General features: G+C 49.0%; 16 protein-coding genes, 1 tRNA gene and 1 pseudogene. 17 read left to right on the top strand and 1 reads right to left on the bottom strand.

What is annotated here, in order from left to right:
- Nucleotides 1–16: 16 nt before the first annotated feature.
- The 5 genes from G358_RS0105250 to G358_RS0105230 all read left to right on the top strand — a co-directional run bounded on the left by G358_RS0105250 (nt 17) and on the right by G358_RS0105230 (nt 5,056).
- The gene (locus G358_RS0105250; RefSeq protein ID WP_019636151.1) at nt 17–436 is read left to right on the top strand and encodes a hypothetical protein; all 420 of its coding nucleotides are present in this window, start codon (nt 17–19) and stop codon (nt 434–436) included.
- The gene (locus tag G358_RS0105245; protein WP_019636150.1) at nt 433–1,635 is read left to right on the top strand and encodes a DUF2800 domain-containing protein; all 1,203 of its coding nucleotides are present in this window, start codon (nt 433–435) and stop codon (nt 1,633–1,635) included. Before G358_RS0105250 ends, G358_RS0105245 begins: the two co-directional genes overlap by 4 nt.
- A gap of 175 nt (nt 1,636–1,810) precedes the next feature.
- Nucleotides 1,811–2,410, top strand: coding sequence for a DUF2815 family protein (locus tag G358_RS0105240; protein ID WP_026342073.1), 600 nt, complete (start codon nt 1,811–1,813; stop codon nt 2,408–2,410).
- Nucleotides 2,411–2,738: 328 nt separating this feature from the next.
- Nucleotides 2,739–3,101, top strand: a complete 363-nt coding sequence (locus G358_RS34480) for a nucleoside triphosphate pyrophosphohydrolase family protein (RefSeq protein WP_033403813.1) — start codon at nt 2,739–2,741, stop codon at nt 3,099–3,101.
- On the top strand, nt 3,098–5,056 hold the full coding sequence (locus G358_RS0105230; RefSeq protein ID WP_019636147.1) for a DNA polymerase: 1,959 nt from the start codon (nt 3,098–3,100) through the stop codon (nt 5,054–5,056). Before G358_RS34480 ends, G358_RS0105230 begins: the two co-directional genes overlap by 4 nt.
- Here the strand turns inward: G358_RS0105230 and G358_RS0105225 are convergent, their stop codons facing one another.
- The gene (locus tag G358_RS0105225) at nt 5,057–5,566 is read right to left on the bottom strand and encodes a hypothetical protein (RefSeq protein WP_019636146.1); all 510 of its coding nucleotides are present in this window, start codon (nt 5,564–5,566) and stop codon (nt 5,057–5,059) included.
- 66 nt (nt 5,567–5,632) lie between these two features.
- Between G358_RS0105225 and G358_RS0105220 the strand changes: the two genes are divergently transcribed.
- The 12 genes and pseudogenes from G358_RS0105220 (at nt 5,633) to terL (ending at nt 15,338) form a co-directional block, all read left to right on the top strand.
- On the top strand, nt 5,633–5,872 hold the full coding sequence (locus tag G358_RS0105220) for a hypothetical protein (RefSeq protein ID WP_019636145.1): 240 nt from the start codon (nt 5,633–5,635) through the stop codon (nt 5,870–5,872).
- Between the two features lie 39 nt (nt 5,873–5,911).
- Complete coding sequence (locus tag G358_RS0105215; RefSeq protein ID WP_019636144.1) at nt 5,912–8,365, top strand: virulence-associated E family protein; 2,454 nt, start codon at nt 5,912–5,914, stop codon at nt 8,363–8,365.
- Nucleotides 8,366–8,511: 146 nt separating this feature from the next.
- Nucleotides 8,512–8,793 carry a VRR-NUC domain-containing protein gene (locus G358_RS0105210; protein WP_026342071.1) on the top strand — a complete coding sequence of 94 codons (282 nt, stop codon included), beginning with the start codon at nt 8,512–8,514 and terminating at the stop codon, nt 8,791–8,793.
- On the top strand, nt 8,790–10,166 hold the full coding sequence (locus G358_RS0105205; RefSeq protein ID WP_019636142.1) for a DEAD/DEAH box helicase: 1,377 nt from the start codon (nt 8,790–8,792) through the stop codon (nt 10,164–10,166). The genes G358_RS0105210 and G358_RS0105205 overlap by 4 nt, the downstream gene beginning before the upstream one ends.
- On the top strand, nt 10,163–10,516 hold the full coding sequence (locus G358_RS0105200; RefSeq protein ID WP_019636141.1) for a hypothetical protein: 354 nt from the start codon (nt 10,163–10,165) through the stop codon (nt 10,514–10,516). The genes G358_RS0105205 and G358_RS0105200 overlap by 4 nt, the downstream gene beginning before the upstream one ends.
- A 308-nt stretch (nt 10,517–10,824) precedes the next feature.
- Entirely contained in the window at nt 10,825–11,439 is a 615-nt protein-coding gene (locus G358_RS0105195; RefSeq protein WP_019636140.1) for an ECF-type sigma factor, read from the top strand.
- Nucleotides 11,440–11,634: 195 nt separating this feature from the next.
- A pseudogene (locus G358_RS32905) lies at nt 11,635–11,720 on the top strand.
- A 3-nt stretch (nt 11,721–11,723) separates the two neighbouring features.
- A tRNA-Pro gene (locus G358_RS0105190) sits at nt 11,724–11,796 on the top strand.
- Nucleotides 11,797–11,932: 136 nt separating this feature from the next.
- A complete protein-coding gene (locus G358_RS0105185; protein ID WP_019636139.1) occupies nt 11,933–12,823 on the top strand; it encodes a DUF4747 family protein in 891 nt (296 codons plus the stop codon).
- 5 nt (nt 12,824–12,828) lie between these two features.
- Nucleotides 12,829–13,419, top strand: a complete 591-nt coding sequence (locus G358_RS0105180) for a hypothetical protein (protein WP_019636138.1) — start codon at nt 12,829–12,831, stop codon at nt 13,417–13,419.
- A gap of 43 nt (nt 13,420–13,462) precedes the next feature.
- The gene (locus G358_RS0105175; RefSeq protein WP_019636137.1) at nt 13,463–13,966 is read left to right on the top strand and encodes a hypothetical protein; all 504 of its coding nucleotides are present in this window, start codon (nt 13,463–13,465) and stop codon (nt 13,964–13,966) included.
- Nucleotides 13,959–15,338 carry a phage terminase large subunit gene (terL, locus tag G358_RS0105170; protein ID WP_019636136.1) on the top strand — a complete coding sequence of 460 codons (1,380 nt, stop codon included), beginning with the start codon at nt 13,959–13,961 and terminating at the stop codon, nt 15,336–15,338. The genes G358_RS0105175 and terL overlap by 8 nt, the downstream gene beginning before the upstream one ends.

Below are 15,338 nucleotides of genomic sequence, written 5' to 3'. Positions count from 1 at the left end.
TTAGGAGGACTTATACATGCCAGTTCAAATTACGATCAACGGCGAGAGTGCCACACAAGCAATTGAGGAATTTGCTATTTTGTCAGCCGCTTTTGTTGGACAAGCCGTGTTAGAGGCTACCTCTACAGCATCAACAGATGAGCCGAAAAAGCCGTCCAGAAAGCAGGCTCCTAAGAAAAAGGAAGAACCGGAAGAGAAGAAGGTCGATGTTGAATCTAAAGATGATGATTCTGGCGGCAACGATGAAACTCAGGAGGGCGCTGATCCTAAACATACTCTTGTTGAGCTCAGGGCTTTCGCTAAAGATCTCTCGGCAGTGGATGCATCTACAAAACCGAAGATTAAGAAGATCCTCACGGAGTTCGGCTATGCCAACATGAGCGCCGTTGAAGATAAGGACGTTGATGCGATCTATGCCAAGCTGGAGGCGCTATGAGTGCCCCAGCACACGCAGAGCGGGCGCATGCCCTGCTAGGTGCTTCGGGGGCCAGCCGCTGGATTGCCTGCCCGCCAAGTGCCCGGCTTACGGAGAAAGTCACAGAAAAACGGAGTGAATATGCCGACGAGGGCACAGCAGCTCATGAGTTGTCAGAGGTAAAGCTGCAGCAATTGCTTATCCCTAATAATTCAGCTCGGCGTAAGGAGCTGGAGACAGCGTTAGCGGAGGCTATGGTTAGTACGTACTACGGTCCTGAAATGGAGAACGCCGTTAACGACTACGTGGACATTGTAGCGGAACGCTTTCTAGCGGCTAAGGTCCGTTCTCAGGATGCCGTAATCATGTTTGAGCAGCGGCTGGACTTTAGCGAATGGGTACCTGAAGGGTATGGCACGGGGGACGTCATCATCATCTCTGATGGGGTTATGGACGTGATTGATCTGAAATACGGCAAGGGCGTCCCCGTATCAGCCTTCGATAATCCGCAAATGAGGCTCTACGCCCTGGGTGCTTGGCAGGAATACGATTACCTGTATGGCATTGAAGAAATCCATATGACGATCGTACAACCACGGCTAGACAGCGTGAGCACGGATATTGTGCAGGTAGAGGATCTGTTAGAGTGGGCCGAAACCGTCGTTAAGCCGGCTGCAGCGCTCGCCTTTGCCGGCGAAGGGGAGTTTAAGGCTGGAGAGCATTGCCGCTGGTGCAAGGTGAAAGGGAACTGCCGGGCGCGAGCTGATGAGAATATGAAAGCCTTGGAATACGAGTTTCGTGATCCGGCGCTCATGACTCCAGAAGAGATCGGCTCGATTCTATTTGTGGCTGAGCAGCTCCAGACCTGGGCGAAGGATGTCCAAGAATATGCTTTTGGCCAAGCAAAGTCCGGCAACAAGATACCGCTCTGGAAGCTCGTAGAGGGGCGGAGCAATCGAACCATCACGGATAAAGAGGCGGCCAGAGCGGTGCTAGAGAAGGCTAAGATTGATCAGATGAAATACCTTAAGCCTCAGGATATGTTCGGTATTAGCGACCTGGAGAAGAACATCGGCAAGAAGGAGCTCGCAAAATTGCTGGACGGTCTGATCATCAAGCCGCCAGGGAAGCCGGTTCTTGTGCCAGAGACAGATCGAAGGCCGGAGCTGAATAGCGTGGACCAGGACTTCGCAGGCGAAGACTTTGATATAAATGGCTGAGCAGTGGGGCGTCTGGAGTAGCTGGTCAAAGAAATGGTGCTTTGGGATTGCCGAGCCGTCTAAGACGAAAGCTCGCAAGGCCTTATTCAACAAAATCGGTAAAGACGCCTATAAATGGCGTTTTGAATTTAAGAAAATTCCTACTATATCTGACTTGAAAAGGAGAAATGTTCAAATGGCAAACGAAATCAGCACAAAGGTGATTACTGGTAAAGTACGGCTGTCTTATGCGAATGTATGGGAGCCTACCCCGGATGATAACGGGACTCTATGGTACAACACTTCTATTCTTGTCCCTAAAGATGATAAGGAGACCTTACGTAAAATCAAAACCGTAGTTGATGCTCTGAAAGAGCAGGCAAAAGCTAAATTCGGCGGGAAGATCCCCCCAAAGTTCCATACGCCACTGCGTGACGGTGACGACGAGCGGCCGGACGATGAAGCTTACGCAGGCCATTATTTTTTTAATGCTAAGAGTAAGAACAAGCCGGGAATCGCTAAACCTGTCGGTAAAAATCCCGACGGATCGACTAAATTCCAGGAAATCACTGATACGACGGAAGTCTATTCAGGCTGTTACGCCAAGGTCTCTATTAATTTTTATATCTTTGATGTTAAGGGGCATAAGGGTATTGCTGCAGGGTTGAACAATATCGTAAAGGTACAGGATGGAGAGTTCCTAGGCGGCCGCAGTAACTTGAACGATGATTTTGCAGATGAGGATTTCGACGACGTTGTTGATATCAGTGATGACGAAGAGGACTTTTTGAACTAACTAACTAGCAAAAAGGGGATGCCGCAAGGATCCCCTTTTCTATCAAATCATTTGGGAGGATCTACAAATGGGGTATAAATTCGCTTCAGTAAAAATCGCTGATATCGATACACTGCTTAATGTTGAGGAAAGAAATCAATTATACGGTCTGCTTAACTTAATCAATGATCGTAGAGTTGAAAATGGCAAAAAATATAATCATTATCTTGTTATTAACCAAGATGAGCAGTATGCTCCTGCAGTTCTGAATTTGATGAAGCAGCAAGGACATTGGGAAAACAGTGACTTGGAATTACATCCAAAAAACCCTATTGGCGTTCTCTGCGATATGGCCCATCAGAACGCAGTGAGTAAAGGCTGGTGGGATGAGGAACGGAGTTTCGCGGAGATTATCGCATTGATTCACAGCGAGGCTTCGGAGGCTCTGGAAGATTATCGGAATGGTCATAACCCGAGTGAAGTCTGGTACGAGTTAAAAGTGACTCAAGATGAAGAACCATTTCAGATGACTTGTGAAGGAACTCCCGATCCAACCTGGAAACCCTGTGGAATCCCTTCGGAGCTGGCCGACATCGTAATTCGTGTGTTCGACGCCTGCGGACGGTACGGTATTGATCTGGAAAAGGCGATCACTGAGAAGATGGCCTATAACGCAACGAGGCCGCAGCGGCATGGTGGGAAAGTGATATGACGGTACTCCAGATTGACGTTGAGACTTACAGCAGCGTGGATCTAATAAAATGCGGTGTTCACCGCTATGTTGAATCACCAGACTTTGAAATTCTTCTATTTGCCTACGCTTATGGTGACGATCCTGTGCACGTGGTTGACTTAGCTGATTTTGAGGAGCTGCCGGAGCAAGTGCTGCACGATTTGACTGATCCGGCGGTTATCAAGACAGCCTATAATGCCGCATTTGAACGGACAACGATTACTAAGCATTTTGGTATCGAGTGCGATCCGTCGCAGTGGCGTTGTACATCGGTCTGGGCTCTGACGCTTGGCCTACCCGGATATCTGAAGGGCGTGGCCGATGTGTTGAAGCTAGAGGCGCAGAAGGATACCAAGGGCAAGGCATTAATCAAGTATTTCAGTGTCCCGTGTAAGCCTACCAAGGTGAACGGGCAGCGGACGAGGAATTTTCCCCATCACGATCCGGAGAAATGGCAAGAGTACATCGAGTATAACCGGCAGGACGTCGTTGTGGAGCGGGAGATCCGCAGGAAGCTGGAACGGTTCCCGGTACCAGAAAGGGAATGGCTGCTTTGGGAGCTGGATCAGCAGATTAACGATCGAGGCGCTCGGCTGGATCCGGTACTGTTTCAGGCAGCGATTGAATGCGATGTACAGTATTCATCCCGTTTAGTTGCCGAAGCGAAGGAGATCACCGGGCTGGAAAATCCGAATAGCCTGACACAGCTCAAGGCTTGGCTTTCGGAGCACGGGCTGGAGACACCTGACGGGCTTAGTAAAGAGCACATGCCTACTCTACTAGATGCCGCGCCTGATGAAGAGACGCGCCGAGTCCTGGAACTCCGACAAGAGATGGGGAAAACCAGCGTTGACAAATACAACGCTATGGATCGCTCCGTTTGCGAGGACGAACGTGCTCGGGGGTTGCTGCAGTTTTGCGGCGCTAACCGAACATGGCGCTGGGCGGGGCGGCTTATACAGGTGCAGAATCTCCCTCAAAACAAAATCGAAGATTTAGCGCTTGCGAGAGAGGTTCTTCGCAGTGGGGATTATGAGCTGCTAGAAATGCTCTTTGGTGCTCCGCCGTTTGTCCTCTCTCAATTAATCCGAACAGCATTTATTCCCTCAGAGGGATGCAGATTCATCGTAGCTGACTTTTCCGCGATTGAGGCCCGTGTGGTAGCCTGGCTGGCTAACGAAAAGTGGGTGCTGGATGTATTCCGGGGACACGGCAAAATTTACGAAGCCACGGCGGCCAACATGTTCAGCGTACCCGTGGAGACAATCGTCAAAGGGCACCCGAATTATGAGCTTCGGGCTCGTGGTAAAGTAGCCGTTCTGGCTTGTGGGTATCAAGGTGGCGAGAACGCTTTAGCAGCCATGGACTCCAAGAAGGAAATAGACCCGGACGAGTATCCAAGGCTAGTGAAGCAATGGCGTGACGCGAATCCGAACATCCGTAAGCTGTGGTATGCAGCGGAGAATGCGGCTGTATCGGCTGTCCGGGAGAAAACGACGGTTAAGCTAGCCCATGGGGTCAGGTATCGCTATGAAGCAGGAATCCTATTTGCTGATCTACCAAGCGGCCGCAGCCTAGCCTATATGAACGCTAGGATTAAGCCGGACCCGAAATTCAATAAGGATGGCATCGTGTTTGATGGAATGGATCAGGTCAAAAAGAAGTGGATGAGCCATCGCACTTATGGCGGCCGGCTAGTGGAGAACCTAGTTCAGGCGATTGCCCGGGATTGTCTGGCTGAAAGCCTACTCCGTCTGGACGCTTCTGGCTATAAAACTGTGATGCACGTTCATGACGAAGTTATCGCCGATGCTCCGATCGGCTGGGGGTCTGTAGAGGAAATGACCGAGATCATGAGCCAGCCGATCGATTGGGCGCCGGGGCTGCCGTTATCAGCAGACGGTTTTGAATGTGAGTTCTATCAGAAGGATTAACTATTGTAGATTGTTTGAAATGTTTAAAAATTTAACCTGCAAATCATGCAATGCTGCTGCTTTTTGATCATCATTTTTACTTTGGTTAAATCGTCCGATTCTCAAATCATCGCTAGTCCAAAAATCTTTAACGTATTCTCTGTAGGATTCCCAAGCGGTATTGATTAAGATCCTATCTTCTTCTGAAAAATATTCTGCTATGTAATAGGCGGGGACTGTTGGGGTTTGAGGTAACACTGTCGTTTCCGTTATACCCACTTTATTTCTTCGGTGGGCATTTAGAAAATCCAACATTTCATCGGCTTGTCTTCTTATCTCTAAAATTAATTGAGATCTTAAAGCGGCTTTAATCTGTTTTCGCTCGTCTTCAATATTTTGAGAAAGTTTTGTACTCGCCTCCGCGGCCTTTGTACTTCGCCGTGTTGCTTGCCAAAGTAAAAAGCTAAATATTGCTGAAATAGTCACACTACCGAGAGTAAGCCAATTATCTAAACTCCAATGGTTCAGCATAGTCACTCCTAATCTCTAATTAATTCTCTCTATTATCTCATTTAATTATTGAAAGGGGAATTCCCTATGGATAAGTTTAAGTTTTGTATTTGTGGTAATCAGACGGGGGCTTTTAAACAGCTAGGCTCCAATGGCCAATATGTTGTTAGCCTCCATGAATGCGGGGGTGTCGTGATAGACGAAAGCCTTCGGAAAGAAAGTAATCTCGAAAAAATTACTAGCCAGCAGGCTACCTATATTGAGCTTTTAGAGAAGAAAAATAGCTTTCTCCTAAAAGAGCTTAATAAATCCGAGTGGCCAAAGTAGGATTTAGGCAGAAATTCGAATACTGATTGAGGTGGCACCATGCAGGAATTAGATATTTCATTCGGCAAGCACCGTGCCGATACGAACTGGAAAACTGAATATTTGACCTGGGAAGAGTTCGTCGATCGGCTGCGGAAGGTTCGCCGGACGAACGAGACCATGGCCCAGTATAACGCCATGAGTACGCCTGCGCGGGGGAAAGTGAAGGACGGTCCGGCCTTTGTCGGTGGGCTTATCCGCACGGGCCGGAGGAAGAAGGAGAATGTCGATAGCCGCAGCCTGATCACGCTCGACGTCGACCGGGGGGATGATGACTTTCTCTTTGCTGCGGATCTGGTGCTTGGGGGGACGGCTTATGTCGTCTACTCCACGCACAGCCACCGCCCGGAGAAACCCAAGTATCGCCTTATTATTCCGGCTGATCGGAACATGAGCCCGGATGAGTATGCCGCAGTCAGCCGCAAGCTGGCGGAGCAGATCGGCATGAACTGCTTTGATAAGACGACTTTTGATGTTCATCGGCTCATGTACCTACCCAGCTGCAGCAAGGACGCCGAGCCTGTACTGGAAGCTTACGAGGGGGAGCCACTGAGTGTTGACCAGGTACTGGATGAATACGAGGACTGGACTGACGTATTAGCGTGGCCCCGACATCCAGAAGCCAAATCACCGGCGCAGCTTGCCGCGAAGAAAGCTCAGGACCCAAGAGAGAAATTCGGCACGATCGGACTTTTCTGCCGGTCATTCTCCATTGAAGAGGGGATCGAGACCTTTCTAGCTGATGTGTATGCCCCCGGTTCAATGCCTCATCGCTATACCTACACAAAGGGAACGAGCGGAAACGGGCTGGAGATTTACCCGGATCAAGACCTTGCCTTCTCGCACCAGGACAGCGATCCGATAGCGGATGGCCGCACTTATAACCTATTTGACCTTGTTCGTGTTCATAAATTCGGTCACTTGGACGAGCAGGTGAAGGATCATACGCCGGATGCGAAAAAGCCAAGCCACCTGGCTATGGAGCAGTGGGCGGCGCAGCGGCCAGAGGTAAAGAAGCTTGCTCTGGCCGAGCGGCAGGCGGACTTTGCGGAAATGGCCGCCGGGTTTGATGACGATGAGGCGGATCCGGGGGATGACGTGTGGGAGACAGAACTGGAGCTCCACCATAAAACCGGAGCGCCGTTACCGACGGCCGGCAATGTAGAGCTGTTTTTAACCTACGGTATATGGAAGAACGTTCTGGCTTATGATGCCTTCGGTAATTCCGAGGTTATCCGGCGTCCGCTGCCTTGGCGAGAATTGGAACGCGGGGGTCGCACATATGAGCCATGGCTGGCCGCTGACGACAAACGTCTTCAACATTGGTTCTCTAAAGTACATGGTATCAATGCAGCCAAAACGATCCAGAATGCTTTTACAGAGGTTGTTCACCGCAACACGTTTCATCCGATCAAGGCATATGTCGAGGATGGGATCTGGGACGGTGAGCCGCGTGCGGAACGGATATTCATTGAATACCTAGGGGCAGCTGACACGCATTACACGCGACAGGTGACGAGGAAGATGCTGCTGGCAGCTGTTACACGGCTGTATCGTCCTGGCTGTAAGTTCGACCAGATGCTTGTTCTTGTGGGGCCACAGGGGGCAGGGAAGAGTAGCCTGTTGGCAAAGCTTGGCCGGGATTGGTTCAGCGATAGCTTGCGGACGTTTGAAAATAAGGAAGCTGGCGAGCATCTGCAGAATGGCTGGATCTTCGAGATCGGCGAGCTGTCGGCCATGAAGAAGACCGAAGTTGAAGAGGTTAAGGCGTTTTTATCTAAGACAGAGGACCGTTACCGGGTGGCGTATGACCGTCAGGTATCTGAGTTTCCCAGGAAGTGCGTTTTCTTCGGAACGACGAATACACGGGATTTTCTTCGGGACACGACCGGGAACCGCCGCTTTTGGCCGGTTGAAGTAGCACCGGAGAGAGCTGATAGGAGTCACTGGGATCATCTTGGCGATGAGGAGGTTCGGCAAATCTGGGCGGAGGTTTTGAGCTGGTTCGAGGCGGGGGAATCCTTGGAGCTGGACAGCGAGGCCCGCATGGAGGCAGAGCGGCAGCAGGCGGCACATATGGAGAGTGACCCGCGTGAGGGCATGATTCAGGAATGGCTTGAATCGGATGAGCTTGACGAGATGGACAGGCCTACAGGTCAACCCCGGCAGCGAGTCTGTGCGGCCCAGATATGGGTGGAATGCCTTGGTAAGCGTAGGGGCGATATGAAGCCTTGGGACGGAAAGGAGATCATGGATATTCTCCGCCGCACTCCTGGGTGGGAGGAACGAAAGAACAAGGCAAAAGTATCTGGTTACGGCGTCCAAAGAGTATTTGAGAGGTTGCCGAGAGGTTGCCGTGGTTGCCGTAATAGGTTGCCAAGGTTGCCGCAAATTGCCGAGAAAATGATTTTACGGCAACCCCTAAAAAGGCTGTTATATCAAGGCTTTGCGTAGCGCGGTTGCCAAGGTTGCCGTAAAATCCACTATTTTTAAAATATATAAATTAACTAGTAATAGCGATACGGATATATAGGTTAAACGCATATATTCGCAGTACGCGCGTAATGAAGGCAATCCGGCAACCGGAAAAGGAGCAGAAAATGAGAGAGTCTACACTGGAACGTCGGCTGGTCCGAGAGGTCAAGAAGATCGGCGGGGATGCCCCCAAGTGGGTAAGCCCGGGAAATCGGGGAGTACCTGACCGGATTATACTACTCCCCAACGGGCAAACGGTATATGTCGAGATGAAGTCACCGGGCGAGCCGCTGTCCCCTTTACAGGAACGCTGGAAACGGAAGCTGCAGAACATGGGACACCGACATTATAAAATTGACTCGGTGGAGGATATCGATTGGTTTATTGACGAGGTGAGAGGCGAGTGAAATTTATACCGCACGTTTATCAGGATTACGCGAGGCTGCGGATCTTGAACACAAACTTTATAGCCCTGCTGCTGGAAATGGGCTTAGGGAAAACGGTAACCACTCTGACGGCGATCGATGAATTGTTAAATGACTATTTCGACGCTTACAAAGTGCTGGTTATCGCCCCGCTGCGCGTGGCCGAGGATACTTGGGCTAGGGAGATCGAGAAATGGGATCACCTGCAGCATCTTCGGATTAGTAAGGTGCTGGGCAGTGCAGTAACCCGCCGGAAAGCCCTCAAGGCAGATGCCGATATTTACGTCATCAATCGGGAGAATGTGGAATGGCTGGTGAACGAATATGGCAGCAAATGGCCTTTCGATACTGTGGTGATCGACGAGCTATCTAGTTTTAAAAATAGCAGTTCAAAACGATTCCGGGCTCTCCGCCGAGTTAGGCCGATGATGAAGCGGGTAATCGGATTAACCGGTACGCCAGCCCCGAACAGCCTTATGGATCTATGGGCACCGATGTACCTGATCGACCAGGGTGAACGGTTAGGCAAGACGATCACAGGTTACCGTGATAAGTACTTCATCCCCGGAAGCCGCAGCGGTCATGTGGTTTATGAGTGGAAAGAGAAGCAGGAAGCGGAAAAACGGATATACGAGGCGATCAGCGACATTGCGGTTAGCATGAAAGCTGAAGACTGGCTAGAGCTTCCTGAACGGATTGATCGCACTATTCCGGTTCCGCTGAGTCCGAAAGCACGGGAACAGTACAAGCAATTGGAGAAGGAGCTGCTTCTTCCCTTCCTGGACGCTGACGTGGTCGCAAGCACAGCAGCTGTACTGAGTAATAAGCTTCTGCAGATGGCATCCGGGGCTGTGTACGACGAGGACAAGGGCGTGAAGTTGATCCATGAGGCCAAGCTGGACGCTTTGGAAGACGTAATTGAAGCGGCCAACGGGAAGCCGGTTATGGTGTTTTATAACTTCAAGCATTCCCTGGCCCGGATTCAACAGCGATTCCCGCAAGCGCGGATTCTGCGTAAAGGCAAAGACGGGAATGAGGATATCAGGGCCTGGAATAACGACGAGATCCCGCTGCTGCTTGTCCATCCAAAATCAGCAGGCCACGGGCTTAACCTTCAAGAGTCGAGTTGCCGGACGGTTGTCTGGTTCGATCAGATCTGGAGCTTGGAAGAGGACCAGCAGGCAAACGCACGAGTGTACCGGCAGGGTGTACGTCATAACATCGTTGTGATTCGATTGGTTGCAGAGGGAACGATGGACGAGGATGCAGTCGCAGCACTAGAGCGTAAAGCCTCCGGACAGGACGCGTTAATGAACGCTGTTAAAGCAAGGATAGAGAGGGTGAAAGCTGCATGACCGAACAGGCTAGCAGAGATTGGAATAAGGACATGGAATTGTTCAAAGAAGCTAATGTAAACATCATTGGAATCATGAGATTCATCCAAGCACAAAGGTTAGAGGGTTCTGAGCTTCAGAAAATAAGAGTTGAACCGGCATCTGAAAAAGAACGTGCAGATAAGGCCGAGAGAGCATTGCGAGAGCAAACAGAAGAAACAGCGCGCTGGATATGCAAGTACCATGGTGACGCAAATCGGTTCCAGCGGATGAAAGGTGAACTGGCAGCGGCAAAGGGGCGAGAGGAAGAGTTAAAAAAAACTAGTGCAAACTATAGCTTTGGCACCGATTATAGATTCCCCAATAGTTGAATTAGAGCGACGAAAAAATGTGGCTAATTCACTGCTATCATCCCTTTATCCTAAGAAGGAGCGTGAACCAAATGGCTAAATACCGCCGGCCTTACTCGATGCGCTTTAAAGTCTGCACGGTCTGCCGGAAGCGTTATACGCTGAGTTGGTTTCCGAAACATAAATGCTTGCGAGGTGAAGATAAATGATTCAATACGCACTGCACCACCCATATCTGACGGCCTTTATGATAACAGTTGCTTTACTGATAACAGGCACCGTTTTGAATAATTTGATTAGTACTATAGCTGCAGCCAAGAGAGGTGACGATGATGGAGACAGCGGAACAGCGAGCAATTGAACAGCTTAGCCAATACCGGCAAAAGCAAGCCCGGATCCATGCGCTATCCACATACAGCGTTGGGGCAGGGATCACGGTATCCAGGCTCAAAGAGGATGACCAGCTGCAGGAGCTGCATGCGAAGCTTAGACGGCTGCCTAGCTATATGTACTTGTCCAAGCACGAACAGCAGTTGGAGCTGGTAGCTAATGCTTACATGGATACCTATCCTGCAGGGATAACAGCACAGAAGCGAGCTGTCCCCGTGGACATATCCGACGACGAGGATCGGAAGCTGCTACTGGAGCTGAAGGGCAAAATCCAGAAGGTGATCGTTGCCCGGGGTTATGACGTGCGAGACGATATAGATGCCATACTGGATCGACTGGCTGAGCTGCAGGACTTACAGGCAGAGGTTAATCGGGTTGACTTCTTACTGGAGACCCTACGAGGTTATAGACCAAATGACGCCTACCTGCTTAGACTGATTTATGTTGAAGGACTGAATAACGCCGAAATTGCAGAAAACTCGCAGGTGACTGAGCGGACAATCGACCGCAGACGAAAGGCAGCCGAGAGCGAATATATTAAACTGGCGCGATGATGTCCAAAAAGTGTCTTTAGATTGTCTTAAAAATGTCGAACGTTTGTTCTTGTTTCCCGTGTCAACCCATGATAAAATGGTATCATCGAAGTAAGTGTATAGACAGGATTTCTACTAGGTCAGAGATTCCGTCTATACGCATAAAAGGCGCAGCTGGCAATGGTTTCAGACTGTTAGGCGGCTGCGTCTTACATCATCCCTGTAGCTTACTGGTAGAGCACGAAGGCGGCCGCAATAACAGACTTCGTAAGGATCAGGTTCGATTCCTGACAGGGGTGCCATAACCGGATGTAGTGTAGCTGGGTAGCACGCTTGCCTTGGGAGCAAGTAGTTCAGGTTCAAATCCTGCCGTTCGGATTAACATCTCCCCCTTCTTAGCCGGCATCTTAACAGGTGTCGGCAATTTTTAACAAATTTCATAATGGAAAATAGGTCGAAAGAAGGGTTTTGCTGTATTCTTGTGGAAGATATCCCCTGAAAAGGGGGATGGACAATGGCCACAAAGAAAAGGAACTTTTATGCTTTTCAGATTGATCTGCACTATTTAGACCCAGATCAACATGCTACTGATGCAGTCAAATGGGATCCTGAAATTATTACTGAACTCTTTACAAGAATAGTAGCTATTCCTGAAAGCCAAAGAGGTCAAAAATACAAAGATTCTTGGTTGATGTATCTTAGTAGTTTTAGCAATGAGGAGCACTATTTATTCGGAAAATTTTTATCTGCTGAGTATGGGACTGTAGGAGAACTAATCCATGCAGATACTCATATTACAAGACCAAATCCGAAAGCGAAACGTGAAGGTGAACTTGAAGCAACTTATTTTTACATCCGAAAAGCTGACGGCTTTATGTTGCTTCAAGGAAGCCAAAGATTAACCAGGGCCAGGTTTGAAGAATATATTGAAAAATTAGGGAATGAAGTTATAACAGAAAATAACTTAACCTATATCCAAGTTTGTACTTTGGTTGAAAAAGAGTTTTTTGATCATATTAGTGAATTAACTTCAGTTAACAAGCTTATGTTTGAAGTAACTAAGACTGAATTGGCAGCAGATGAGAGTCAAACCACAAGAGCACTTCAAAACGATATCGAAGAAATAAGTGCAACAGATGTTAAACTTGAATTTGTTGCGAAATATCAACGGTCCGGGATGAACAGTGTAATAGATCTGGTACGAAGATATAAGCAGCAAAAAGGGGTAACAAAAATTGTTGTCAAAGGTAAAGTAGGGAATGCTGAAAAAATAATTAATATGGAAGAGTCTCAAGAGAAATACGCTAGAAAAGTTGAAGTTGATACTAATAATCAACCAATGCTGACGTCAGTTGAAAATGTGCTGATACAAATAGCATCGCAAAGAAGATCGATAAGGGGTTGAGGAAAATGGCAGGGGGCGTAAAGCGGTTTATAAAGGCCAATAATTTTCATTGGGTAACTTTCAGGAAGTATTGGAAAAACTCTTCAAAATCAGAGTTGCTTGTAGATGTACTTGTCCCCCTTATTGTTTCTACGGCATTCCTTGCAGGATCTTCCTTTTTTATTTCCGAATTTGGATCATTAATTAACAAATTTCGAGATCTGAGCGGCCAAGTTATCGCGGCAATTTCAATACTAGCTGGTTTCAATATAACTAGCATTACCGTTATATCAGCTGCAGGAGGCCAACATGAAGAGTTTAAAAAAAGAGAAGTAGACGGTCAAAATTTATTTGATGCGCTGATTGTATTCTTTACTTGGGCGGTAATTATTCAGCTTACAGTTGTTATGCTTAGTATATTTTTGTTTTATTTAGGGTCTCTTCTACCCGATTCTTTTCAAATGGACATTCCTATATGGGGTTGGTGCTGCGCTATAGTATGGCTAACGCTAACAATTCACTCTATTTTCATTTCATTACGAAATATAAAAACTCTCTATTTATTTGTGACCTATAAGCCCGAGGAACCGACAAAAATCCCACCATCTGGCCGTTGAGATAACTCAATGGCTATTTATTTTCCTGAAAGGAGCTGAGAATATGTCGGGACGCCGCGGACGAGATAAGTATCATACACATGTGGAGCCGAAGCTCCTGCTGATCGAAGCGTGGGCTCGTGACGGGCTTACGGAGGAGCAGACAGCCGCTAAGCTTGGCGTTGCATACTCCACTTTCCGGACTTATAAAGACAAGTATCCGGCACTTTTGGCAGCCTTAAAAAGGGGCCAGGAGGTCGCTGACGTCGAAGTCGAAAATGCGCTATTTAAGCGAGCGGTCGGTTATCAATATGACGAGGTGACAAGGGAGTCAGAGAAGGCGATTGATCCAGAAACCGGACAGATTGTGACGGTGATGGTTGAGACCAAGCGAGTCACGAAAGAGGTTCAGCCCGAGACGGCCGCCGCGATCTTCTGGCTTAAGAACCGTCGTCCAGATAAGTGGCGTGATAAGCAGGAGATCGGGCACAGCGGCAGCGTAGAGGTCAATAACCCACTTCAAGGGCTGACGACAGACGAGCTTAAGAAGCTGATCCGCGATGGTTGATTTGGTGACGATCAAGCGCTATGCCAAGATCGAACTGGCGCGGCGCGAGTTTTTCGGTTTCTGTCAGGCTCTGGCCCCGGACTTCTACAAGGATAGCCGGCAGTACTTGATCGACCTGTGCAATGAGATGCAGGACTTCTACGAATCCGACGACGATATTCTGATTGTCAACGAGCCGCCGCGGCATGGTAAGTCCAGGACGGCCTCCATGTTTGCCCAGTGGGTATTCGGGCAGAACCCGCAGGAAAAGGTTATGACAGGCTCTTATAACGAGACTTTGTCCACGACATTCTCCAAGGCTGTCCGCAATGGGATCAGCACGGTGAAGGCTGACCCGGAAGTAATCGTATACAGTGATATCTTCCCCCAGGTTCAGATAAAGCGTGGAGACGGGGCCATGAACCTCTGGAGTCTAGAGGGCGGCTATAACAGCTATCTGGCGACGTCTCCCACGGGTACAGCAACTGGCTTTGGTGCTTCGATCCTGATCATTGATGACTTGATTAAATCGGCGCTAGAAGCGAATAATGCCGAGGTTCTAGAGAAGCACTGGGACTGGTTCACGAATACCATGCTTTCCCGCTTGGAGGAAGGCGGCAAGATCATCATCATCATGACCCGGTGGGCAACCGGGGATCTGGCTGGGCGAGCGTTGGAGCATTTTGCCGAAGAGAAGAAGAAAGTCCGGCATCTGACTATGAAGGCGCTGCAGGATGATGGCACAATGCTCTGTGAAGAGATTCTGTCCCGTGAAAGCTACGATATGAAGGTACGGGCTATGGGCGAGGACATCGCCAGCGCAAACTATCAGCAAATCCCGATTGACATTAAGGGTAAGCTGTATAGCAGCTTTAAGACGTACACGGAGTTGCCTAAAGATTTCTCGGGCATTTACTCTTACTGCGATACCGCCGATCAGGGCGACGATTACCTTTGCAACATCATCTGGGGCGTATACCAGAAAGAAGCTTATGTTCTGGATGTCATGTATACAAAACAGCCTATGGAGATTACCGAGCCCGCCGTCGCGCAGGCTCTTTTTGATTTTCAGGTGAATAAGGAGCGCATCGAATCCAATAGCGGCGGCCGGGCATTCGCCCGTAACGTCAAGCGAATTTTGGAACAGGACCTGAAAAGCAACCGGACTGACGTGAGCTGGTTCCATCAATCGAAAAATAAGATTGCCAGGATCATATCGAACTCAACCTGGGTTATGAACCACGTCTATTTCCCGATTAACTGGCGAGACCGATGGCCGGAGTATTACAAGGCCATGACGAGCTATCAGCGCGAAGGCAAGAACGCGCATGACGATGCTCCGGACGCTACGACGGGTGTGGCTGAAACGATGTACCTGCTGAATGGAGGTTAA

The sequence above is a fragment of the Paenibacillus fonticola DSM 21315 genome (assembly GCF_000381905.1).
GTDB lineage: Bacteria > Bacillota > Bacilli > Paenibacillales > Paenibacillaceae > Fontibacillus > Fontibacillus fonticola.
The sequence above is the reverse complement of the archived record's forward strand: the minus strand, read 5'-3'. Positions and strand labels throughout refer to the sequence as shown.